This window comes from Cobetia sp. UCD-24C (assembly GCF_001306765.1).
Taxonomy (GTDB): domain Bacteria; phylum Pseudomonadota; class Gammaproteobacteria; order Pseudomonadales; family Halomonadaceae; genus Cobetia; species Cobetia amphilecti.
The window spans coordinates 241,333-262,465 of the sequence record NZ_LJTD01000006.1 but is presented as its reverse complement, the minus strand read 5'-3'; the positions used below and the strand labels follow the sequence as shown (position 1 = coordinate 262,465).

Sequence of the window (21,133 nt, the reverse complement as noted above, 5' to 3'; positions counted from 1 at the left end):
TCACCCGCGAGGCTGCGCGGCCCCCAGCCGTGAACACTCCTCGCAGGTAAGCTCGCGCCACTCCCCCGGCGCCAGCCCCTCGAGACTCAAGCCCGCCACCGACTCACGGTGCAGCCACACCACGCGATTGCCCAGGCTGCGCCACAGTCGCTTGACGTGATGATGGCGTCCCTCGTGCAGCGTCAGGCGTGCCTGATCCGCGGTGAGAAACGCAAGCTGGGCCGGCAGTGTCGGGCGCGGATCATGTTCGAGCAGCACCCCCTGGCGAACCTGTGCGATCGCGCTTTCCTGTTCGGCCTCCGTCAGGGGCCGCTCCAGCCCCATGCGATAGCGCTTGGCGGGCCCGTCGAGCCCGGCATCGCTGATGCGCGCCGAGACATCGCCGTCGTTGGTCAGCAGCAGGGCACCGGTCGTCGCACGGTCGAGACGCCCGACATGGTGGATCTCGGCCAGCCAGCCGCTGTCCTCGCCGCGTGCATTCAGCGTGTCACGCAGCACATCGATCACGGTGGGGTGTTCGGGGTCATGACAGGCCGTCACGACCCCGGCAGGCTTGTTGAGTAGGATATGACGCGGACGCCGCGCGATCTGCAGGCAGGTGGTCGCGTCAGGCGCTGACAGGTGGATGTCATCGAAGGGGCCGACCTCATGCAGCGGGTCGCTGATCGTCGCGCCGTTGACCCGCACGCGCCCCGCCGCCAGCGCCGAGAGCGCATGACGACGGTTGAGCTGTGGCTGACGTGTCAGCCAGCGGTCCAGCCGCATGACCTAGTCCGCCGCCTTGAGCTGGGCTTCCATCTCTTCCAGCGCTTCCTGAGCCTCGAACCATTCGGCTTCGGCCTCATCGAGGCGACTCTTGATCTCGCCCTGGCTGGCCAGCAATTTGGTCAGCTCCGCCTTACGGTCCGCCTCGTAGAGCGTGGCATCGCCCAGCGCTTCCTCGATCTTGTCCAGCTCGCCCTGCGCCTTGCTCATCTTCTGCTCGGCCTTGTCGCTGACCTTCTTGAGCGGACGCAGCTTCTCGCGCAGTTCAGCCGCCTGACGGCGCGCTTCCTTGCGGTCCGGCGTGCGCGTGCTGTCTGTCCCCGCATCGGCATCCTTCTGGGCGCGCGCTTCCCGCCGCTCGCCCTCGACGCGCGCCTTGAGCCAGGCACGGTAGTCATCCAGGTCACCATCGAAGGGCGTCACGCGGCCATCGGCGATGCACCAGAATTCATCGACGCAGGCACGCAGCAGGTGGCGGTCGTGGGAGACCAGAATCACGGTGCCCTCGAAGGTCGCCAGTGCATCGGTGAGCGCCTCGCGCATATCGAGGTCCAGGTGGTTGGTCGGCTCATCCAGCAGCAGCAGATTGGGCTTCTGCCACGCGATCAGCGACAGCGCCAGACGCGCCTTCTCGCCACCGGAGAACGACTCCACCGTGGCGTAGACCTCATCGCCGTGGAAGCCGAAGCTGCCGAGGAAGGTGCGGATCTCCAGCTCACCCGCCGACGGTGACAGGCGCAGCACATGATTGAAGGGCGTCGAGGACAGGTCGAGCCCGTCCACCTGGTGCTGGGCGAAGTAGCCGATGGCCAGATGCTCGCCGGCGGTCCGCTGGCCCTCGACCAGCGCAAGCTCGCCGGTGAGCGCCTTGATCAGCGTCGACTTGCCCGCGCCGTTGGGGCCGAGCAGACCGATGCGCTGCCCCGGCAGCAGCGAGAAGCGCACCCCGGAGAGCTGCGGCGGCTGACCGGGATAGCCGATCACCGCGCGGTCCAGCCCCAGCAGCGGATGCGAGATCTTGTCGGAGCACGGGATGGTGAAGTGGAACGGGGAATCGGCCTTGACCGCCGCCGTCTCCTCCATGCGCTCCAGCATCTTCATGCGACTCTGGGCCTGACGCGCCTTGGTGGCCTTGGCCTTGAAGCGACGCACGAAATCCTCGATCTCGGCGCGCCGCGCCATGGTCTTCTCGTGCTCAACCTGCTCGCGCACCAGACGCTCGGAACGTGTGCGTTCGAAGCGGCTGTAGTTGCCCTTGTAGACCACCAGCTTGCGGCGGTCGAAGTGGATAATGTGATCACACACCGCATCGAGGAAGTCGCGATCATGGGAGATCAGCAGCAGCGCACCGGGATAACGCGCCAGCCATTGCTCCAGCCACAGCAACGCATCGAGATCCAGGTGGTTGGTCGGCTCATCCAGCAGCAGCAGGTCGGACGGCGTAAACAGAGTGCGCGCCAGATTGGCACGCATGCGCCAGCCACCCGAGAAGGCCGCCAGCGGCTGACTGAGCTGCGCCTGGCTGAAGCCGAGGCCGACTACCAGCTGCTCGGCACGTGCCCGTGCGGTGTAGCCATCGAGGGTGTCGAAATGGGCGTGCAGCTCGGCCTGACGCTGGTGCTCGCCGCTCTCTTCGGCGGCTGCCAGGGCGCGCTCGGTCTCGCGCAGCGCGTGGTCCCCGTCCATGACGTAGTCGACGATCGGACGCTCCAGCGCATCGATTTCCTGCGCCATGTGCGCGACACGCACGCCACCGGCCAGCGATACCGTGCCGCTGTCGGGCGTCAGCTCGCCGAGGATCAGGCCGAACAGGCTCGACTTGCCGGCGCCGTTGGGGCCGACGATACCGGCCTTGTGACCGGCATGCAGCGTCAGGTCCGCTTCGTCGATCAGCGGTGCTCCGCCGCGTTGCAGGGCGAGCTGGCGCAGTGCAATCATGACAACCTCGATCAGAAAGTACGGGGGACGTCGGGCTCCCGTTCACCGCCACCGACACGAGCGCTACGACTCAGCAAGCTGCTGGGCGCGACTCGTGAAGAGACATCATCGGTGACACATGAAGAGACATCATCCGTGACACACGAAGAGGCCGACTTGATGGGCGCATATTCTATCGGATTGTGGGACTACGCGCTGTCTCTGTATGCCCTGCCCGGCGAGGTCGGCTCTGCGGGCAACCCTCAGCCGACGCCGGACATGATGAGTACCTGCCTGCTGCTGCAGGACGAGGCAGGCCTCGATGTCTGCGAGCTGCTGTGGATTCACTGGCTGTCCGCCCACGGCATCGCCCTGGCCGCCTCGCCCACTCGCCTGCTGGAAGACGTGCGCGACTGGCAGGGCTGGATGACCGGCATGTTGCGCGAGCGCCGCCGCCAGCTGAAGCAGGAGCTGACGACGCTACCCGCGACCCAGGACCCGGCCGCGGTGCAACGCCTGGAACGCCTCTATCAGCAGCTCAAGGCCTGCGAGCTTTCCGCCGAGCAGGAAACCCTCGCCCAGCTGGAAGAGCTGAGCCCTGCGCTGTCGTCAGCCGAAGGCGCGACCGGCCTGCGGGCGCCCTTCGCGCATGTCGCGGACCCGCTGCAGGCCTTTCAGCAATCGCTGGCCCTGCTGAGTGGCAAGACGACGCTCGCCGTGGGGGACCACCCGTCGGCACGTGCCCTGCGGAGGCTGGCACTGGCCCGCGTGCCCGCCGGCGCCTGACAACGCCAGCGAGATGCGGAACTTGTACGCGGCTGGTAGAGTCGGAGTAACACTAGTGCCCGAGGCAGGCCATGCCGCCTCGGTGCCAATTGCGTGTTTCGGGCCCGTCTCAGGCCCATTCCATCCTGAAGGAGTTTTCATGAAACAGCTGGTCAGTGCCGTCGCGCTCGGCGCCCTCCTGGTCACCCCGTTCAGCTTTGCCGCCGATGACAGCCTCGCAGACGAGCAGGCACAGCTCAGCTATGGCATCGGTGCAACTCTGGGCAAGAGCCTTTCCCAGGACATCACCGATCTGGATCTCGACGCCTTCACTCAAGCCGTGCGTGATGTCTACGCCAAGGGCGACATGAAGATGAGCGACCAGGAAATCGCGGATTCGCTTTCCCGCTTCCAGCAGAAGAAGATGGAAGAGCAGAAGAAGATGGTCGAGCAGGAAGCGACCGACAACAAGGCAGAGGGTGACAAGTTCCTCGCCGACAACGCCAAGAAGGACGGCGTGAAGACACTGGATTCCGGCCTGCAGTACAAGGTGCTGGAATCCGGTGACGGCGCGACCCCGTCCGCTGAAGATACCGTCAAGGTGAACTACGAAGGCAAGCTGCTGGACGGCACCGTCTTCGACAGCTCCTACCAGCGTGGCGAGCCGGTCAGCTTCAAGGTCAACCAGGTCATCAAGGGCTGGCAGGAAGCACTGCAGGAAATGAGCGTCGGCGACACCTGGATGCTCTACGTCCCGGCCGAGCTTGCCTACGGCAAGGCTGGCACCGGCGGCCCGATCGGCCCGAACGAGACGCTGACCTTCAAGGTCGAGCTGCTCGACGTGACCAAGGCCGACGCCAAGCAGTAATGGCGGCGTGAGCCTCCCCTGCAGGTAACCGGCAAGCACTGCTGCCGGTAGCAACGAAAGAGCCGCCCATCGGGCGGCTCTTTGCGTTTCTGGCAAGGCTGGATGAGGGCCAGCGGCAAGCTCATCCAAGCGCATGCTGCGCACAGGACTACGGGGCATGCCATCACTACGGCAATGGCTGATGTCCGCTGATTCTCCCCTCCAGAAGGCCCTGTGCGGACGCCGCCAGCCTGTGGATAAATCTGTGGGGAAGCTATTGACCACAGGTTGACAACCGGCCTTTCCGGTGCCTGTCGCGGCAGTGATGCTGGTTGAACGCAAAGCAACCACTGACTTGATATTTTTAGTCGATATCGCGTAACAGTTTGTTTTTACTAGCCTTTATAAATCAGCACTTGACGGCACTGCGTTGCGTGTTCGAGGCGTCATGATTATCCACAAAATTTTCCTCGAGCGCTTGCCAACTTGTGGACAATGTGTATTTCACCTCTGAGAAAGGCCTCAAGACGCGGCGCATTCAGCAGGTGCCACGCAGCGCTCAATCAGCGGTCGCGCTCAGGACACGCGTCACGCCAGCGCGGACACCGGCCGGCCCCGGCGTGAATGGAATGCGATCGTAGATGCGCCCCTGGGCAGAGACGAGATAGAGCGCGGCACCATGATCGATGGTGTAACCCAACGCGGAGTCCTGCGCCTCGACACGCCGATAGCTGACGCCATAGCGCCGCGCCACATCGGCGAGTGCCGCCTGACTGCCGGTGATGCCCTGAAAGCGCGGCCCGAAGTGCCCGGTGTATTCGGCCAGCCGGGCAGGGGTGTCGCGCTCGGGGTCCAGCGAGACCATCACCGGTACCACGCGCGCCGCCGCCTGGGGTGGCAGTTCAGACATCACCTGACGCAGCGCCGCCAGCGTCATCGGGCAGACATCCGGGCACTGGGTATAGCCGAAGTAGAGCGCGACGACCGGCGTGGCCTGCGCGTCTGCGGCCTCGCCCATCGTGACCTCCGCGAGCGTGAAGTCACCCTGCTGTGATTCGAGCTGGATGGGGCCGCCCAGACTGGCCCAGGCCTGCATTCCCGCGACCGGCGCCAGATCCTGCTGCGCCTGCTGCCAGGCGACACCGGCACCGATCACGGCCGCCAGGCCGACGGCACCCAGCAGCCACCAGCGCCTGGCGACGCCCTTGTCCAGCTGATGGCTCTCTTGTCGGCGAGTGCCTGCCTGCCCGTCCTGTGACTTTCGCTCTGCGCCCATCCCTGCCTCCCGGTGCCTTCTGCCTGAAACGACGTCCCTGCCGGCCGGGCTCAGCGCCAGCGGCTAGCTGCCCTGATGCGTCGGGCGGGTATCACTGCGATACAATTGATCGACCGAGCTTTCGAGCTGCTCTGCCGTGGTGGCCTGCGGGTGGCTATCGAAATCGAACCAGCTGCCCAGTCGGCCACGCTCGGTAGTCACGATCACCTGCGCACGCCACGCCATGGTCGCGCTGCTGCAGAACCCCAGCTGCCCCTCCCCCTGCCAATGCTGGCGCTCGAGGCTCTGGGCATCGGTGGTGTTCAGCACGCTGCGCTTCACGCCCATGTCCATGTGGCGGCCGATGAAGTCCACCTCGACCCCCTCCGGTGAGACGCCTTCCGTCATCACGCGAATGCCCAGCGGCGTCAGCGGACTGATATCGCCCTCCAGCGCCAGGGTAATACGCCCGAAGCGGCCCAGCTCGGCAGTGCAAGGGGCATGATTGAGCTCGCAGGACTGATTGGGCGCAAACCAGGTCACCTTGCCGTTGCTGCCGTCGCGTACCAGGTAATAGTCGATCAGGTAGTACAGCGAGACCACGATGGTGATCAGCGTGACGATGATCAGCAGATTGAGCAGCCGCGGGCGGGCATTGTCTTCTTCTACGCGATACATGGCAGTTCCGGCAACGGTCCGGCAGCGCATCGACAGGCAAGGCGCCCCGAATGGGAAAGAAAGTGACGTGATGGGAATGGTCTGCGCTCAGCCACGACATGACGGCAACGCCTGACCGGCGAACAAGACCTGAGTCCAAGTGCAGCGCTGAGCGAGTCATGACAAGCTTACCAGCCCGCCTCACCGCGGCAGCAGGCGAGACATCATGTCACGCGCACGCCACATCGCTCTCAAGGCATTCGCACTCAGCCCCGACAAGGAGTCAGCATGGCAAGTGTACAGCAGGCGCTCGGCCCCCTCTTCCTGTTGATCCTCGCGGGGGCGCTACTCGGCTGGAAGCGCTTCCCCGGCGAAGGCTTCTGGAGCGAACTGGAACGCCTGATCTATTACGTGCTGTTCCCCGCCATGCTGGTGTCCACGCTGGCACGTGCCGACATGGCCAGCGTGCCGGTCGTGGCGCTGGCCAGCGTGATGCTGGGCGCGATGCTGCTGTTCGCCGCTGCGCTATGGCTGAGCTGGCGTCACGCGCCGGACTGGCTGAGCCGTCATATGGGCGACGCCGCCTCCTTTACCTCGCTCTTCCAGGGCAGCATCCGCTTCAACAGCTACGTCGGTGTGGCCGGGGCAGCAGCGCTGCATGGCAGTGCCGGGGCGACCGTCGCGGCCGTGGCGCTGGCGCTGATGGTGCCTGCCGCCAACCTGCTGTGCGTGATGGCCTTCATCGGGGCTGGCACCCTGGGCGAAGGCGGCCTGCTGCGCTCGCTCAAGGCGCTGACCCGCAATCCGCTGGTGCTGGCGTGTCTGGTCGGCACGGCGCTCAACCTGAGCGGCATCGGCTTGCCGGGCTGGAGTGGCGACGCCATCAGCCTGCTGGGACGCGCCGCCTTGCCGCTCGGCCTGGTCGCGGTGGGCGTGGCGCTGCGTCCGCGTGTACTGGTGAGCAGTGGCAGCGTGGCGTGGCTGGCGAGCCTGCTGAAGCTGCTGGCGATGCCGGCACTGGTGGTCGTGCTCTGCCGGTGGTTCGGCCTCGAGGGAGTGGCGCGTGATGTGGCGATTCTGTTCGCGGCGCTGCCCACCGCGACCTCCGCCTATATTCTGGCCCGCCAGCTAGGCGGCAATGCCGAGCTGATGGCGGCCTTGATCACCGCCCAGACGCTGCTGGCGATGCTGACCCTGCCTCTGTGGCTGGCGACCTGAGCTCTTGTCGACCTGAGCTCCTGTCGAGCTTCCGAGCTGCCGAGCTGACGACCGCATATCCGAACGCGACGTGAGAGCTCGCAGCGTGCGTAGCGCACAACAAAAAGGGCATCCCCAGATGAGGATGCCCAAGACCGTGACTAGCTTGATGAGGAGAAACACCGTAGCGGGGGCCTGACTCCGCCGCTACGGCTGGGCTTGCGCCCTGCGATGTCTGCCCGGACACCGCACAAACAAGATAATCATTCTCATTTGCTTTTGCAAGGCAAATGCGAAGAATTTCTATTTAAGCTTTATCTTGTGCATCCTCGAGCGAGAACACCCTCAGCTCCGCATGCAGCTCGACCTCCAACGCCGTCATGGCTTCCGCACACGCCAGGCCATCACGCTCGGCGCGATACAGATGCGGCGTCATGGTCAGCAGGTCCCGAATCTGCTCATTGCTGGTCAATGACAGCCCCGCATGCAGATGCTCGACCTCGCCACTGATGGCGAAGCCAGCGGACTCGGCAGCGCTCAGTCCAGCCTCACCACGCGCGGGTTTCAGCTCGCAGTAGAGAATCTTGCGCAACGCCAGCAGATGCTCGGCCCCCGCTTCCAGCAGCACGACGTGGCCACCGGGCTTGAGGACACGCGCGAACTCCTGCCAGACAGGGAAGCCGAAGGCGCAGATGACGACATCCACGCACGCATCCTCCAGCGGCAGAGCGGCGTTGGTGCCCACCAGCCAGGCGGCATCACGTGACTGCTTCGCCGCGGCCAGCACCGCGTGCTTGGAGATATCCAGCCCCGCCGCCGTCAGCGAGAGATTCTGCTCACCGGCAGCGCACGCCAGCTGACGCAGATAGAAGCCTTCGCCGCAGCCGGCATCCAGCACGGCCAGCGGCGCCTGAGTCGACTGGGCCGCTGCCAATGCCAGCACACGACTGGCCAAGGCTGATGCAAGAGGCTGATAGCCGCCCAACGCGAACAGACGCTGGCGGGCACTGACCATCGCCTTGCTGTCGCCGGGGTCCAGGCTGCGCTTGCGCTGCACCGGCAGCAGATTGACATGCCCCTGGCGTGCGATATCGAAGCGATGCCCGTCGGCACAGCACCAGCTCTGGCCGTCACGTACCAGCGGCTGGGCATCCAGCGGACAGGTCAGGGCCGTCAGCGGGGTCATGGTCGGGTGATAAGCCGAGTCGGCGGTAGGCGTCGTCATGGTCAGCAACTCTCGGGGCGAGGAAAGAAAGGGGCAGCAAACACGGCAAGCGGCACAGGCCGCCACGCAGGCAAATGGCCTTGGCACGCAGAACCGTGCCATGGCGATGGGCCTCACACGCAAGCGGCCACCCGAAGGCGGCCGCGATGCAGCGTCATGAAGACGCCGCCACTGCGCATGAGGCGCTGATCAGTCCTGCTTGACGAAGATCAGGTCCCACACGCCGTGGCCGAGACGCTCGCCGCGCTGTTCGAACTTGGTCAGCGGACGGAAGTCGGGACGCGGCACGTAGGGCGCGGTTTCCGCCGGAGCGGTGTTGGCAAAGCCCGGTGCTTCAGCCATCTCTTCCGCCATCGCTTCGGCGTAGTTGGCCCAGTCGGTGGCCATGTGGAAGTGGCCGCCCGGCTTGAGCACACGACGCACCAGCTCGACGAAGGCCGGCTGAACGATACGACGCTTGTGGTGCTTCTTCTTCGGCCACGGGTCCGGGAAGAACAGCTGGAAGGTGTCGGCGCAACCGGCCGGCACGCAATCCGCCAGCACTTCCAGCGCGTCGTGACGATAGACACGCAGGTTGGTCAGGCCCAGCTTGTCGACATCATCCAGCAGCTTGCCGACGCCCGGCGCGTGCACTTCGATGCCGATGAAGTCGGTGTCCGGATTGGCCTGGGCCTGTTCACACAGTGACTTGCCCATGCCGAAGCCGACTTCGATCACCAGCGGCGCCCGACGCCCGAACAGCGCTTCGAGATCCAGCTCGCCCTGCTCGTGACGCAGGCCAAGGCGCGGGAAGACCTCTTCGAGCCCACGGGTCTGGGCCTGGGTCATGCGGCCACCACGAATCACGTAGCTCTTGATGCCACGCTTGCGGGCGACGGCTTCATCGGCAACGGAAGGGGTCGCTGGCGCGCTTTCGGTCTGCACGCTCTCGGGCTGCGCGCTCTCGTTCTGCACACTCTCTTGCTGCGCGTCGTCAGCGGGAGCAGAAGTGGACGTGTCGTCCTGCGGCTTGGATGTCTCGTCAGTCATGGGGTCGTCTTGGTCTTTGCATGAACGATGCGCGAGCATCGGATTCGAATGTTTCAGGGCTCAGCCGGTGATCAGGCCAGCGCCCGGTGAAGAAGCACGTGCCGTCAGGCGAGTCGGCATGCGGCCGGCCAGGAAGGCACCACGGCCGGAAATCACGGCCTGACGCATGGCATCTGCCATCAACAGCGGCTGGCGCGCGTGGGCGATGGCGCTGTTCATCAGCACGCCATCACAACCCAGCTCCATGGCGAAGGCGGCTTCTGACGCCGTACCCAGACCGGCATCGACCAGCACCGGCACATTGGCGCGCTCGATGATCAGCGATAGGGTGTGCGGGTTGAGAATGCCGAGGCCGGAACCGATCAGCGAGCCCAGCGGCATGATGGCGCAGCAGCCGATTTCCTCGAGCTCGCGCGCGACGATGGGGTCGTCGGAGGTATACACCATCACGTCGAAGCCATCGGCGACCAGCTCTTCAGCGGCCTTGAGCGTCTCGACGATATTGGGATACAGCGTGTCCTGATCGCCCAGCACTTCCAGCTTGACCAGGTTGTGGCCATCCAGCAGTTCACGGGCCAGCTTGCAGGTACGCACCGCGTCACGCGCGTTGTAGCAGCCGGCGGTGTTGGGCAGGAAGGTATAGCGATCCGGTGACAGCACATCGAGCAGGTTCGGCTCGTCAGCGTTCTGACCCAGATTGGTACGGCGGACCGCAAAGGTGACCACTTCCGCGCCGGACGTCTCGATGGCGGAGCGTGTCTCGTCCATGTCCTTGTACTTGCCGGTACCGACCAGCAGGCGCGAGGAGAACTCGCGACCGGCGACGATCAACGGGCTGTCGCCGGCGACCTGGGTGACGGGGTTGTTCAATGTCGGGGCAGAACTGTCTGTCATGATGACCTCATCGAGCTGGACGTGAACGCGCTGAGCGCGAGCGAGTAGTGAAAAGTGTCAATCCTGGAAACAGGACGGATCAGCCACCACCAATGGCATGGACGATCTCGATGCGGTCACCGGCATGCAGACGGGTGTCGGCGTGCGCGCTACGTGGCACGATGTCTTCATTGCGTTCCACTGCCAGTCGGCGGCCCTGGAGACCGAGACTCTCGACCAGGGCGGCAATCGTCGTGTCGTCCGTCACCACGTGGTCTTCACCGTTGAGCTGTATCTGCATGCTGTCCTCCCGCGAAAAGAGGCCGCTATTGTAGCGGCTTTACGTGGACAGGCGTAGGCACATCGTGCCGCGCCACCTGCCCTCAAGGAATTATTGTCTATGCGTCACAACGACTCCCACTCCCGCCACTGGTGGCTGGCCATGGGACTGGCCGGCATGTCCACCGTCGCGCTGGGTGCCTTCGCCAGTCATGGCCTGCGCGGCACCCTGAGCGCGGACATGCTGCGCGTGTTCGAGACCGGCGTACGCTATCAGATGTGGCACGTGCTGGCGGCGGTCGGGGTACTCGCCTGGCGCTCGGTGCAGCCGCTGCGCGGCCAGATGCTGACGCTGGGGCTGTGGGCCGCCGGCATCCTGATGTTCTCGGGGTCGCTGTATGCCCTGGCGACCACGGCGCGCACCCAGCTGGGCATCATCACGCCCATCGGCGGCCTGCTGCTGATCGCCGGCTGGCTGAGCCTGGCCGTCACCGGCTGGCGTCAGCGCGGCAGCGAAGAGAAGGACATCAACAAGCTGTAGCGGACTGGCCCAAGGCGTGGCCCACGACCGCCCCGGGGTCAGTCATCGCTGTCCGGCAAGGTATAGGTCGCGGTCACGATGGCGACCGGGTCGGTGTCTCCGTGGCTGAAAAGCTCGATCTCGCCGACGGCCAGTCGCCGGCCCAGCTTGCGGATACGCGCGGTGGCCATCAGGTCGCGGTCGCCGCGCGCGCGACGCAGGAAGTGAATGCTGAGGTCACTGGTGACGGCCATCGGCTCCGGGCCGATCTCGCCGAGAATCGCGACATACAGGCAGACATCCGCCAGCGCCATCATCGTCGGCCCGGACACACAGCTGCCGGGACGCAGGTGCTCGTCCTCGATGGCCAACCCCATGGTCGCCCAGCGATCGCCGACGGCCTCGATGGTACCCAGACGCTGGGGGAAGACTTCATCGAGGAAATCCTCGATGGCGGCGGCGCTCATCACGGGCATGACATTCTCCTCGACACACTGGGTCCGATCGCGCGGTTACGCGGTTTCTGGGGCAAGGCTAGCGGCAAATGCGATCTCGGGAAACATGCGCCTGGCAAAATAGTGGCCGGGCAATTCCTGCTCGGCGACAGACGACAACGGCGACCCAGGGTCGCCGTTGTCGTGTTCAGTGTTTCCTCAAGCCAGCCGCCCTGCGATCAGCGCGCCTGCTGCTTTTTCTCGAGACGACGGCGATGCAGGACCGGCTCGGTGTAGCCACTCGGCTGCACACGCCCCTGGAAGACCAGCTCGCAGGCGGCCTGGAAGGCGATGGAGCCCTCGAGGTCATCCGTCATCGCCTGATAGCTGGGGTCCGCGGCATTCTGGCGGTCCACCACGCCGGCCATGCGCTCCAGCGTGTCCTGCACCTGGGCGCTGTCGACGATGCCATGATGCAGCCAGTTGGCGATGTGCTGGCTGGAGATGCGCAGCGTGGCGCGGTCTTCCATCAGGCCGACATCGTGGATGTCCGGCACCTTGGAGCAGCCGGTGCCGTGATCGATCCAGCGCACCACATAGCCGAGAATCCCCTGGGCATTGTTGTCCAGCTCGGCCTGGATTTCCTCGGCACTCCACTGAGGATCGAGCTCCAGCGGGATGGTCAGCAGGTCATCGAGGCTGGCACGCGGACGGCTGAGCAGATCATGCTGCACGTCCTTCACCGAGACCTGGTGATAGTGCAGCGCATGCAGCACGGCGGCGGTCGGTGACGGCACCCAGGCGGTGTTGGCACCGGCGCGCGGATGGCCGATCTTCTGCTCGAGCATCGCGGCCATCAGGTCGGGCATGGCCCACATGCCCTTGCCGATCTGGGCACGACCCCGCAGGCCACATTCCAGGCCGACATCCACGTTCCATTTCTCGTAGGCCTGAATCCAGGCGGCGCCCTTCATGTCGCCCTTGCGCAGCATCGGGCCGGCTTCCATCGAGGTGTGCATCTCGTCACCGGTGCGGTCCAGGAAGCCGGTGTTGATGAAGGCCACGCGGGAACTGGCGGCCGCGATGCAGGCCTTGAGGTTGACGGTGGTGCGGCGCTCCTCATCCATGATGCCCATCTTGAGCGTGGAGTCCGGCAGGCCGAGCAGCTGCTCGACCCGCGCGAACAGCTCATCGGCGAAGGCGACTTCCTCGGGGCCATGCATCTTGGGCTTGACGATGTAGACGGAGCCGGTGCGCGAGTTGCAGATGCCGCCGCGGCCCTGCTTGTCGGCCTTGAGGTCGTGCAGCGCGATCAGGCTGGTGAAGATGGCATCCATGATGCCTTCCGGCGCTTCGCTGCCATCCTCGAGCAGGATGGCCGGGTTGGTCATCAGATGACCGACGTTGCGAATCAGCATCAGTGAGCGACCATGCAGCACACGCGTGGTGCCATCGGCGCCGGTGTATTCGCGGTCCGCATTCAGCTTGCGCGTCATGCTGCGGCCATTCTTCTCCAGCGTCTCGGTCAGGTCGCCCTTCATCAGGCCCAGCCAGTTGCGATAGACCGTCACCTTGTCTTCGGCATCGACGGCGGCCACCGAGTCCTCGCAGTCCATGATGGTGGAGAGCGCGGCCTCCATGATCAGGTCACTGACATTGGCGGGATCGGTCTTGCCGATGGGGTGCTCGGCATCGATCACGAGCTCGGCGTGCAGGCCGTTGTGGGCGAAGATGATCGCGCTCGGCGCGCTTTCATCGCCGCGATAGCCGAGGAAGCGTTCCGGCGACTTGAGGCTGAGGTCACGCCCTCCGGCACGCACCAGCAGATGACCATCACGAATCGTGTAGCCTTCGCTGTCGTGGTGACTGCCGCCGGCCAGCGGCGCGATGGTATCCAGCACCTGGCGCGCATAGGCGACGACCTTGGCCCCGCGCGCCGGGTTGTAGTCCTTGCCACGCTCGGCGCCATCTTCCTCGCTGATCGCGTCGGTGCCGTAGAGTGCATCATAGAGGGAGCCCCAGCGCGCATTGGCGGCATTCAGGGCGTAGCGGGCATTCATCACCGGCACCACCAGCTGCGGGCCGGCCTGCTGGCAGATCTCGCTATCCACGAAGGCGGTGCTGGCTTCGACCGTATTCGGCTCCGGCAGCAGATAGCCGATCCTGTGCAGAAACGCCTTGTAGGCCTCGAGGTCTACCTTGCCCGGATGCTCGCGGTGCCAGGCATCGATCTCGCCCTGCAGCTGCTCGCGGGTCGCCAGCAGTTCGCGGTTGCGCGGCGCCAGTTCGTGAAGCAGTGAATCGACACCCGCCCAGAAGGTCTCCGGCGCGATCCCTGTGCCCGGCAGCGCTTCCTGCTCGATGAAGCGGTGCAGGCTGGCGTCGATGGCCAGGCGCTGAAGTTGAATACGGTCGGTCATGCGTTTGCTCTCCCTGAAAACGAATCGCTGGAAACCCTCAACGGCTGACACCACTGCAAGCAGTGGTGTTCAAAAGGATTTTCGCCAGATGGCACTCACTGGCGCGGCGCTTGACGCAACTGCTGACGCGCGACTGCCCGACCAGCGTGAGCCATCGAGGCGCCGGGCAGGAAGACGCTGTCACCTGCCGGGCGGGGACGAATCCCATCACCATACCCGATGGCGAGGCCGACGAAAGGACTGCTATGACCAATGAACAAGCTCATGGAGCCCGATTACCCGCCCAGCGTTGATTCCGCGTCGCTGTTGTTGCTCGGCGACAGGCGGGGAAAACAGTGAAGAAACACTGTTCTTTGTGTAGCTCGCAGCCGCGCCAGCCGCTAGCATGGCAGCATTATGGAGATGACCATGCCCGATTTCAGTGAACTGCTCGACCACGGCCCCTTTATCCGCCTGCCTGACATGCTGCCGGGCCAGACGTCCAGTCCACTGGAGCGTTACCTGGGCCATTATGGTCTCGATGCGCTGCGCAGCGAGGACATCGCCGTGCATGCCGGCCACCTGGAGGCCGGGGGCTTTCGCCTGTGGGCCCAGCTATGGACACCGCGCAAGCCGCGCGGCACCGTCTTCGTGGTCCACGGCTACTTCGATCACCTCGCCCTCTATCGCCATCTGCTGGCGCACCTGCTGCGCAACGGCTGGCAGGTCGCCTTGTGGGACCTGCCGGGCCATGGCCTGTCATCCGGCGAGCCCGCCTCCATCGAAGACTTCGGCGACTATGTCGGCTGCCTGCAGGCCTTCCAGGATTACCTGGAAGACCACAGCCTGGCGCCGCACCCGTGGTTCGGCATCGGCCAGAGCACCGGCGGCTCGGTGCTGGCCACCGACGCCCTGATGCGCGGCGATGAATCGCGCTGGCAGGGAATTGCCCTGCTCGCACCGCTGGTACGGCCCTGGGGCTGGTCGCAGTCACGCTGGCTGCACAGCATGGCGCGCCCCTTCATCGATTCCATTCCGCGCAAGTACCGCGCGAATACCAATGACGTGGCCTTCTACGAGTTTCTCAGCACCAATGATCCGCTGCAGGCCGATCGCCTCGCGGTGAAGTGGGTAACGGCGATGCGGGAGTGGATCCCCCGTCTGCGCGCCCTGCCTCCCTGCTCACTGCCGACCCTGATCCTGCAGGGCGAGCAGGACACCACCGTCGATTGGCAATGGAATCTCGGCGTGTTGGCCAGCAAGTTCCCCAATGCGCGCATCTACCGCCATCCCGAGGCCCAGCACCATCTGGTCAATGAAGCCGAGCCGATTCGCCAGGAGCTGTTTGCCGAGCTGGACGCCTTTCTCGATGCCCTGTCGCAGCGCCCGTCAGACCTGCCGCAGCAGGGGCGCACGGCATGATGGCCATGCATCGCCTGCGCATGCTGGCCGCGACCCTGCTACTCTCCACGCTGGCGGGCTGCATGAGCCTGGACCAGGTGCCGCGTGCCGAACGCGATCCCATCTATGGTCTCGGCCAGAGCGCGGCGCGCCTGATCGCCGAGCAGTCCTGGACACCCCCGCTCGAACAACAGGTATTGCTGCTCGCGCCGCCCGAGGTGGATGCCACGCTGCAGGCCAACCCGGGGGCGCTGAACGAGGCGCTGACCCGCGCACTGCTGGCGCTCAAGAACGGGCCTCAGGTGCTCAACTGGAGCACTGACCGCCCTGCCGTCGATAGCCGCCAGTGGCGTCTCGAGACCACTCTCGAGGCCAGTGGCGTCGCACTGACCCTGTCAGACCGCACGCTGCAGCCGTATCAGCTGCAGCTGACACTGATCCGCAGCGCCAGTGCCGAGCGCAATGAGACGCGCACCTTCACCCTGAGCGGTGCCTTCGACCAGGCGGCCCTCGAGTCACTGGCGCGCAATCACCCCGCGCCCTGAGCTCCGAGTCTTGAGCCCTGAGTCTTGCGCCCAGCTGCGCCGAGGTCCCCGCCACCTCTGATACACCCTTTACCGTTTTCTGCTTTTCCGGAGCCAACATGACCACCGCCAGTCCCCGTCGCTTTCTTGCCCACCTCTATCAGGATGGGCCGCATAACCCGTTCCCCGGCATCAAGGCGCTGGAACGCAGACTGGGACACGCGCTGCCGTATCAGTATGGCTCCAACGAAGGGCTCGACATGCCGCACCACACGCTGGGCGGCACGCTGGGTACTGCTCTGGCCGACCTGAGCCGCAGCTATGCCGACGCCGATGCCTGGCAACTGCGCCAGCAACTGGCTGAGCGTCTGGGAGTCGCGTACGAGAATCTGCTGGTCGATGCCGGTGCCGACAGCCTGCTGGCACTGGTGATGCGCGCCACCGTCTGTGCGGGCGAGCGCGTGATCACCAGCGCCGGCACCTATCCGACCCTGGCGTACTTCGCCCGCGGACTGGGTGCCGAGGTCATCGAGGTACCCTACAGCGAGAGCTTCGCCACGGCCGATGACGCCTCATCGTCGCGACTGGCACCGAACCTCGCGGCGCTGCTCGCCGCGGCAAGGCAGCACGATGCCCGCGTCGTCTATCTCGCCAACCCCGATAACCCCAGCGGCCACCTGCATTCTGACGCCGATGTGCGCGCTCTGCGCGACGCCCTGCCGGAGAACTGCAGCCTGCTGCTGGACGAGGCCTATCACGACTTCCGCCCGGACGCCGCCCACGCCGACCATGCGCCGATGGCACGCACCTTCCGCCTGCGTACCTTCTCCAAGGCCTATGGGCTGGCGGGTCTGCGTCTCGGCTTCATGATCGCCGAGCCTGACGATGTCGCCATGCTGACCAAGGTGCGGATTCACTTCGCGGTCAGCGCCCCGGCAATGGCGGCAGGTGAGCTGCTGCTGGCGCACCCTGAAGAGGCGGCAGCGCACGTCGCCGGCGTGATCGACTGTCGCGATCGTCTCGCCGAGCACCTGCGCTCGCTGGGCGCGGAAGTGCTGCCCAGCGCGACCAACTTCCTCTGCGTGCGCCTCAAGAGCGCCGAACTGGCAGCACAGGTGCAGCAGCAATTGATGGCCCAAGGCGTGCTGATCACTCGCTCCCCGCATCCTTCGCTTGGCCACATCCTGCGCATCTCGACACTCGAGGACAGCCTGGTGCCGGGCCGTCTCGCGCGTCTCGAGCAGGCCATCGCCGAAGAGCGCCGTTCATGAACGATTTATCGTGAGGGCCTCGCGATGACCCTGGTCAGCCTCGCGGCCCGTGCCTTGAGCAGCCTTGCCGTAGTGGGCGCGAGCCTCTGGCTGGCGCCCGCACTGTGGTTCCGCCTGCCGGGGCCGGAAGGGCTGCGCACCACCGTGGCTGCTCTCGCAGCGGTGCTGGGGCTCGTGTGCGTGATTGTCCTGTGGTGGCCGCAGGCCAGCGCGATCCGCTGGCGGCTGATGGGCAGCTACCTGATGCTGCTGGTCGCAAGCCTTGCCTGGTGGGCCAGCATCACGCCACGGGCGGACCGCGACTGGGCACCGGAGGTGGCACATCTGGTCGAGGGACAGGTGGTCTCGCCAGCACGGGCCGAGGCATTGCCGGCAAGCGCCAGGACCGAGGCTGCCACGCAGGGTGAAGTGCTGCATCTCGAGCAGGTACGCAACTTCGTGTGGCACAGCGCCGAGGATTACACGCCGCGCTGGGAAAGCCGTGACTATCCGCTGGAAGAGCTGACCTCGGTGGATCTGCTGACCAGTCACTGGATGGGGCCGCAGATCGCCCATACGCTGGTCAGCTTCGGCTTTGCCGATGGTCGCTATCTGGCCTTCTCGGTGGAGATCCGCAAGGAGCGCACCGAGCAGTTCTCGACCCTCGGCGGCATGTTCAAGCAGTACGAACTGGCGGTGATCGCCGCCGACGAACGCGACATCATCCGCGTGCGCAGCAACATGCGCGGCGAACAGGTACACCTCTATCGGGTGCAGATGCCGCGCGAGATGATCCACGAGCTGTTGCTGGCCTACGTCGACGAAGCCGAGACATTGCGCACTCAGCCACGCTTCTACAACACCGCCACCAGCAACTGCACCACCCTCGTCTACGCGATGATGACGCGCCTGACCGACGGCCTGCCACTGGACTACCGTCTGCTGCTCTCCGGCTATCTGCCGGAATATGTCGCGGACCAGGACGCCCTGAGTGACGCTGCGCCCTTCGCGGAACTCAAGGCCAGCAGCCTGATCAATCCCGCCGCCATCGTCGCTGATGAGCATCCGGACGGCGACTTCTCACGCCTGATTCGTGCAGGCATTCCCGGCGCGGACAGACCTTCCTACTGAGCCCGCGCAGGGCTGAGGTCCTGACCCGCCGACATCAGGCGCTGCGCTGCTGGGCGCCGGCACCCGGGCGAGCCGGGTCCCTGCCCATCATGCGGTCCAGCTGGCGATAGCCGATGGCCTCCATCAGCTGCGGCCGCTGTACACCGTCCTGGTCGATCAGATCACTCAGTGTCAGCGCGACACGCAGCACCCGGTGATAGGCGCGCGCCGAGAGATTGAGGCGTGACAGCACGCCGGCCAGCCACTGGCGCTCGCCGTCTTCCAGCTGACAGGCGGCTTCCAGCGCGTGGGTATCCAGATGGGCATTCAGGCCGCCGCGTGCCAATTGGCGCGCGCGAGCGGCCAGCACTCGTTCGCGCACGCCGGCCGACGCCTCACCGGGGGTGGCGGACGTCAGCTCCTCGGCGGGCAGGCCCGGCACCTCGACCTGCAGGTCGATGCGGTCCAGCAACGGGCCGGACAGACGCGCCTGATAGCGCTGGATCTGCGCCGGCGTGCAGCTGCAATTGCGACGACTGTCACCGAGGTAGCCGCAGGGGCATGGATTCATCGCCGCGACCAGCTGGAAGCGCGCCGGGAAACGGCGTTGATGGCTGGCGCGCGAGATCAGGATACGGCCACTCTCCAGCGGCTCGCGCATCACTTCCAGCACGCCACGGTCGAACTCCGCCAGCTCATCCAGAAACAGCACGCCATGATGCGCCAGCGACACCTCGCCCGGGCGCGGCTTGGAGCCACCGCCCACCAACGCGACCCCACTGGCCGTGTGGTGCGGAGCACGAAAAGGCCGCTGACCCCAGCGCTCCATGATCGGCAGACCACATACCGAGCGCACCGCCGCGACTTCCAGCGCTTCCCCTTCGCCCAGTGGCGGCAAGATGCCGGACAGGCGACTGGCCAGCATCGTCTTGCCGGTGCCCGGCGGACCAGCGAACAGCAGGTTGTGGCCTTGAAGACCTACAATGTAGGCTGCCGCCATCAACACACGCAGTAACAGAGCTGAGTCATGACCACCGAGCAGCCCAAAGCCCCAGCCATCAAGGCTTACAGCTACCTTCGCTTCTCCACACCAGAGCAGATGAAGGGTGACAGCTTCCGAAGACAGACCAAGCTAGCCAAGGACTACGCCCAGAAGCTCGGCCTCACACTGGACGATCACAGCTTCCACGATCTAGGTATCTCCGCTTACCAAGGCAAGAACAGACAGACAGGCTCACTAGGGATCTTCCTCCGTGCTGTAGAGGACGAGATCATCGCTGAAGGCTCCTACCTGCTAGTGGAGTCACTCGACAGGATCTCCCGACAGTCACCCCACAAGGCCGCCAGCGTCCTCAGCAGCATCTGTGAGATGGGCGTCAACGTCGTGACCTTGTTCGATGAGAGGGTCTACAGCAGAGAGACCTTATCGCAAGACCCGATGACTTTCTTACAGGCCGTAGTCACCTTCCAGCGAGCCAACGAGGAGTCAGCCACCAAGGCCAAACGGCTTCGCTCTGTGTGGGAGAGCAAGAGGAAGATGATCGCTGAGGGTAAGCCTGTACGCCTCACCTCTCGCGCTCCTCAGTGGCTCAAGCCATCCGATGACGGTGTGAGCTTCGACATCATCCCTGAGCGTGGCGAGGTGGTCAGGAACATCTTCAAGTGGACACTGGAAGGCACAGGCAAGCAGTCCATCGCTGCGAGGCTCAACAGGGAAGGCGCTCCGATCTTCGGTAGAGGGAAGCTGTGGCACACCAGCTACGTGAGCAAGATCCTCACCAACACTGCCACCTACGGAACACTCACTCCCTTCACCAGCCGTGCCGACAGGAAGGAGCACAGGGAAGCCTGTGAGCCAATCGAGGGCTACTACCCAGCGGTGATCGACAGGGAGACCTTCGAGGCTGTCCAGATGCTCAAGGCCAGTGCTTCCCCGAGGAGAGGACGACATTCATCGTCACCAGTACAGAACATCGTTGGTGGCATAGCTGTCTGCCCTCTGTGTGATAGCAGGATGATCAGGGTCACTAAGAACAAGGCCAAGGGATGGGTCTACCTCGTCTGCCATCGAGCCAAGCAAGGAGCTGGCTGCGTCTACAACGCTGTGAGAGTGGACATGGTCGAGCCTCTCATTCAAGAAAACATCTCCTACATCGCTGCTCATTGCCCTGTTGGTGATGACGATTTCGATGAGCGCTTCGATGACCTCACTGGGCAGCTCGAAGGTGTCGAGGGACTGATTCACAACATCGTAACCTCTATCGAGAATGGTCTTGATCCAAGCAAGCACCCTGCCATCGGTGAGCGTCTCACTGCTCTACAGGAGCAACAGGAAGCCCTCAAGGAAGAGATCGATCAGATGGGGCAACAAAGGATCAGCTTCAACAATGACGTGGCTCAGAGACGAGCACAGAAGCTAGTGGCAGCAGTACAGGAGAACTGGGAGGACAAGGCACAGATCAACACGCTCATGCGTGGGTGCTTCTCCAAGGTGGTCGTCGACTTCACTACAGGGCTACTGGAGTTTCACTGGCAGCAAGGCGGTGAGGAAACCCTGATCACTTACACCTTCCTCGATGAAGAATGGGTAGACCCTAGAGAAGCCTCACAGAAGCCACATGAGAGCCACCTAGCCTAAGACGAACATACACTCATCGACGTACGTACAGCCCCTCACAAAGCCTGT

General features: G+C 64.7%; 19 protein-coding genes and 1 pseudogene. 9 read left to right on the top strand and 11 right to left on the bottom strand.

What is annotated here, in order from left to right:
* Window positions 1-765 (bottom strand): pseudouridine synthase, encoded by a 765-nt coding sequence (locus AOG28_RS10905; protein WP_054556423.1) that lies wholly within the window; start codon window positions 763-765, stop codon window positions 1-3.
* A 3-nt stretch (window positions 766-768) separates the two neighbouring features.
* Window positions 769-2,703 carry an ATP-binding cassette domain-containing protein gene (locus AOG28_RS10900; RefSeq protein ID WP_054556422.1) on the bottom strand — a complete coding sequence of 645 codons (1,935 nt, stop codon included), beginning with the start codon at window positions 2,701-2,703 and terminating at the stop codon, window positions 769-771.
* Between the two features lie 159 nt (window positions 2,704-2,862).
* Here AOG28_RS10900 and AOG28_RS10895 point away from each other — a divergent pair, with 159 nt between their 5' ends.
* Both AOG28_RS10895 and AOG28_RS10890 read left to right on the top strand, forming a co-directional pair.
* Window positions 2,863-3,468, top strand: a complete 606-nt coding sequence (locus AOG28_RS10895) for a TIGR02444 family protein (protein ID WP_160317873.1) — start codon at window positions 2,863-2,865, stop codon at window positions 3,466-3,468.
* Between the two features lie 139 nt (window positions 3,469-3,607).
* Window positions 3,608-4,315, top strand: coding sequence for an FKBP-type peptidyl-prolyl cis-trans isomerase (locus AOG28_RS10890; RefSeq protein WP_043333314.1), 708 nt, complete (start codon window positions 3,608-3,610; stop codon window positions 4,313-4,315).
* Window positions 4,316-4,853: 538 nt separating this feature from the next.
* Here the strand turns inward: AOG28_RS10890 and AOG28_RS10885 are convergent.
* Together AOG28_RS10885 and AOG28_RS10880 are read right to left on the bottom strand one after the other, a co-directional pair.
* Window positions 4,854-5,570: an SCO family protein gene (locus AOG28_RS10885; protein WP_054556420.1), complete on the bottom strand. Its 717-nt coding sequence runs from the start codon at window positions 5,568-5,570 to the stop codon at window positions 4,854-4,856.
* A gap of 63 nt (window positions 5,571-5,633) precedes the next feature.
* Window positions 5,634-6,227, bottom strand: coding sequence for a hypothetical protein (locus tag AOG28_RS10880; protein ID WP_054556419.1), 594 nt, complete (start codon window positions 6,225-6,227; stop codon window positions 5,634-5,636).
* A gap of 267 nt (window positions 6,228-6,494) precedes the next feature.
* Between AOG28_RS10880 and AOG28_RS10875 the strand changes: the two genes are divergently transcribed.
* Entirely contained in the window at window positions 6,495-7,424 is a 930-nt protein-coding gene (locus AOG28_RS10875; protein ID WP_054556418.1) for an AEC family transporter, read from the top strand.
* A gap of 286 nt (window positions 7,425-7,710) precedes the next feature.
* Here AOG28_RS10875 and AOG28_RS10870 read toward each other — a convergent pair whose 3' ends face one another.
* The 4 genes from AOG28_RS10870 to thiS form a co-directional block, all read right to left on the bottom strand.
* Complete coding sequence (locus AOG28_RS10870; protein ID WP_152965402.1) at window positions 7,711-8,628, bottom strand: putative RNA methyltransferase; 918 nt, start codon at window positions 8,626-8,628, stop codon at window positions 7,711-7,713.
* Between the two features lie 189 nt (window positions 8,629-8,817).
* Window positions 8,818-9,657, bottom strand: a complete 840-nt coding sequence (gene trmB / locus AOG28_RS10865; protein WP_082388702.1) for a tRNA (guanosine(46)-N7)-methyltransferase TrmB — start codon at window positions 9,655-9,657, stop codon at window positions 8,818-8,820.
* 60 nt (window positions 9,658-9,717) lie between these two features.
* Complete coding sequence (locus AOG28_RS10860) at window positions 9,718-10,551, bottom strand: thiazole synthase (RefSeq protein ID WP_054556416.1); 834 nt, start codon at window positions 10,549-10,551, stop codon at window positions 9,718-9,720.
* A 79-nt stretch (window positions 10,552-10,630) separates the two neighbouring features.
* Entirely contained in the window at window positions 10,631-10,831 is a 201-nt protein-coding gene (thiS, locus tag AOG28_RS10855) for a sulfur carrier protein ThiS (RefSeq protein ID WP_043336981.1), read from the bottom strand.
* A gap of 99 nt (window positions 10,832-10,930) precedes the next feature.
* On the opposite strand from thiS, the gene AOG28_RS10850 reads away from it, so the two are divergent.
* Window positions 10,931-11,350, top strand: coding sequence for a DUF423 domain-containing protein (locus AOG28_RS10850; RefSeq protein ID WP_043336980.1), 420 nt, complete (start codon window positions 10,931-10,933; stop codon window positions 11,348-11,350).
* Window positions 11,351-11,388: 38 nt separating this feature from the next.
* Here the strand turns inward: AOG28_RS10850 and AOG28_RS10845 are convergent, their stop codons facing one another.
* Window positions 11,389-11,805 carry a PaaI family thioesterase gene (locus AOG28_RS10845; protein ID WP_043336979.1) on the bottom strand — a complete coding sequence of 139 codons (417 nt, stop codon included), beginning with the start codon at window positions 11,803-11,805 and terminating at the stop codon, window positions 11,389-11,391.
* Between the two features lie 197 nt (window positions 11,806-12,002).
* A complete protein-coding gene (locus AOG28_RS10840; RefSeq protein WP_054556415.1) occupies window positions 12,003-14,183 on the bottom strand; it encodes a malate synthase G in 2,181 nt (726 codons plus the stop codon).
* Between the two features lie 408 nt (window positions 14,184-14,591).
* Between AOG28_RS10840 and AOG28_RS10835 the strand changes: the two genes are divergently transcribed.
* The 4 genes from AOG28_RS10835 (at window position 14,592) to AOG28_RS10820 (ending at window position 18,468) form a co-directional block, all read left to right on the top strand.
* Window positions 14,592-15,584 carry an alpha/beta hydrolase gene (locus AOG28_RS10835; RefSeq protein ID WP_054556477.1) on the top strand — a complete coding sequence of 331 codons (993 nt, stop codon included), beginning with the start codon at window positions 14,592-14,594 and terminating at the stop codon, window positions 15,582-15,584.
* Window positions 15,581-16,108 (top strand): hypothetical protein, encoded by a 528-nt coding sequence (locus AOG28_RS10830; RefSeq protein ID WP_054556414.1) that lies wholly within the window; start codon window positions 15,581-15,583, stop codon window positions 16,106-16,108. Before AOG28_RS10835 ends, AOG28_RS10830 begins: the two co-directional genes overlap by 4 nt.
* A gap of 98 nt (window positions 16,109-16,206) precedes the next feature.
* Window positions 16,207-17,358: a pyridoxal phosphate-dependent aminotransferase gene (locus tag AOG28_RS10825; protein WP_054556413.1), complete on the top strand. Its 1,152-nt coding sequence runs from the start codon at window positions 16,207-16,209 to the stop codon at window positions 17,356-17,358.
* A gap of 24 nt (window positions 17,359-17,382) precedes the next feature.
* A complete protein-coding gene (locus tag AOG28_RS10820; protein ID WP_054556412.1) occupies window positions 17,383-18,468 on the top strand; it encodes an Lnb N-terminal periplasmic domain-containing protein in 1,086 nt (361 codons plus the stop codon).
* Window positions 18,469-18,502: 34 nt separating this feature from the next.
* On the opposite strand, the pseudogene AOG28_RS10815 reads toward AOG28_RS10820, so the two are convergent.
* Window positions 18,503-19,420, bottom strand: a pseudogene (locus tag AOG28_RS10815) (YifB family Mg chelatase-like AAA ATPase); the annotation flags it as partial.
* 54 nt (window positions 19,421-19,474) lie between these two features.
* On the opposite strand from AOG28_RS10815, the gene AOG28_RS10810 reads away from it, so the two are divergent.
* Window positions 19,475-21,085: a recombinase family protein gene (locus AOG28_RS10810; protein ID WP_054556411.1), complete on the top strand. Its 1,611-nt coding sequence runs from the start codon at window positions 19,475-19,477 to the stop codon at window positions 21,083-21,085.
* The last annotated feature ends 48 nt before the right edge of the window (window positions 21,086-21,133 follow it).

What these genes read in the sequence shown, in the direction of transcription:
- AOG28_RS10885 (WP_054556420.1), bottom strand. Translation starts at nt 5,570, where the DNA reads ATGGGCGCAGAGCGAAAGTCACAGGACGGGCAGGCAGGCACTCGCCGA.
- AOG28_RS10880 (WP_054556419.1), bottom strand. Translation starts at nt 6,227, where the DNA reads ATGTATCGCGTAGAAGAAGACAATGCCCGCCCGCGGCTGCTCAATCTG.
- AOG28_RS10895 (WP_160317873.1), top strand. Translation starts at nt 2,863, where the DNA reads ATGGGCGCATATTCTATCGGATTGTGGGACTACGCGCTGTCTCTGTAT.
- AOG28_RS10870 (WP_152965402.1), bottom strand. Translation starts at nt 8,628, where the DNA reads ATGACGACGCCTACCGCCGACTCGGCTTATCACCCGACCATGACCCCG.
- AOG28_RS10835 (WP_054556477.1), top strand. Translation starts at nt 14,592, where the DNA reads ATGCCCGATTTCAGTGAACTGCTCGACCACGGCCCCTTTATCCGCCTG.
- AOG28_RS10900 (WP_054556422.1), bottom strand. Translation starts at nt 2,703, where the DNA reads ATGATTGCACTGCGCCAGCTCGCCCTGCAACGCGGCGGAGCACCGCTG.
- trmB (WP_082388702.1), bottom strand. Translation starts at nt 9,657, where the DNA reads ATGACTGACGAGACATCCAAGCCGCAGGACGACACGTCCACTTCTGCT.
- AOG28_RS10820 (WP_054556412.1), top strand. Translation starts at nt 17,383, where the DNA reads ATGACCCTGGTCAGCCTCGCGGCCCGTGCCTTGAGCAGCCTTGCCGTA.
- AOG28_RS10905 (WP_054556423.1), bottom strand. Translation starts at nt 765, where the DNA reads ATGCGGCTGGACCGCTGGCTGACACGTCAGCCACAGCTCAACCGTCGT.
- AOG28_RS10825 (WP_054556413.1), top strand. Translation starts at nt 16,207, where the DNA reads ATGACCACCGCCAGTCCCCGTCGCTTTCTTGCCCACCTCTATCAGGAT.
- AOG28_RS10840 (WP_054556415.1), bottom strand. Translation starts at nt 14,183, where the DNA reads ATGACCGACCGTATTCAACTTCAGCGCCTGGCCATCGACGCCAGCCTG.
- AOG28_RS10890 (WP_043333314.1), top strand. Translation starts at nt 3,608, where the DNA reads ATGAAACAGCTGGTCAGTGCCGTCGCGCTCGGCGCCCTCCTGGTCACC.
- AOG28_RS10875 (WP_054556418.1), top strand. Translation starts at nt 6,495, where the DNA reads ATGGCAAGTGTACAGCAGGCGCTCGGCCCCCTCTTCCTGTTGATCCTC.
- thiS (WP_043336981.1), bottom strand. Translation starts at nt 10,831, where the DNA reads ATGCAGATACAGCTCAACGGTGAAGACCACGTGGTGACGGACGACACG.
- AOG28_RS10845 (WP_043336979.1), bottom strand. Translation starts at nt 11,805, where the DNA reads ATGCCCGTGATGAGCGCCGCCGCCATCGAGGATTTCCTCGATGAAGTC.
- AOG28_RS10810 (WP_054556411.1), top strand. Translation starts at nt 19,475, where the DNA reads ATGACCACCGAGCAGCCCAAAGCCCCAGCCATCAAGGCTTACAGCTAC.
- AOG28_RS10850 (WP_043336980.1), top strand. Translation starts at nt 10,931, where the DNA reads ATGCGTCACAACGACTCCCACTCCCGCCACTGGTGGCTGGCCATGGGA.
- AOG28_RS10830 (WP_054556414.1), top strand. Translation starts at nt 15,581, where the DNA reads ATGATGGCCATGCATCGCCTGCGCATGCTGGCCGCGACCCTGCTACTC.
- AOG28_RS10860 (WP_054556416.1), bottom strand. Translation starts at nt 10,551, where the DNA reads ATGACAGACAGTTCTGCCCCGACATTGAACAACCCCGTCACCCAGGTC.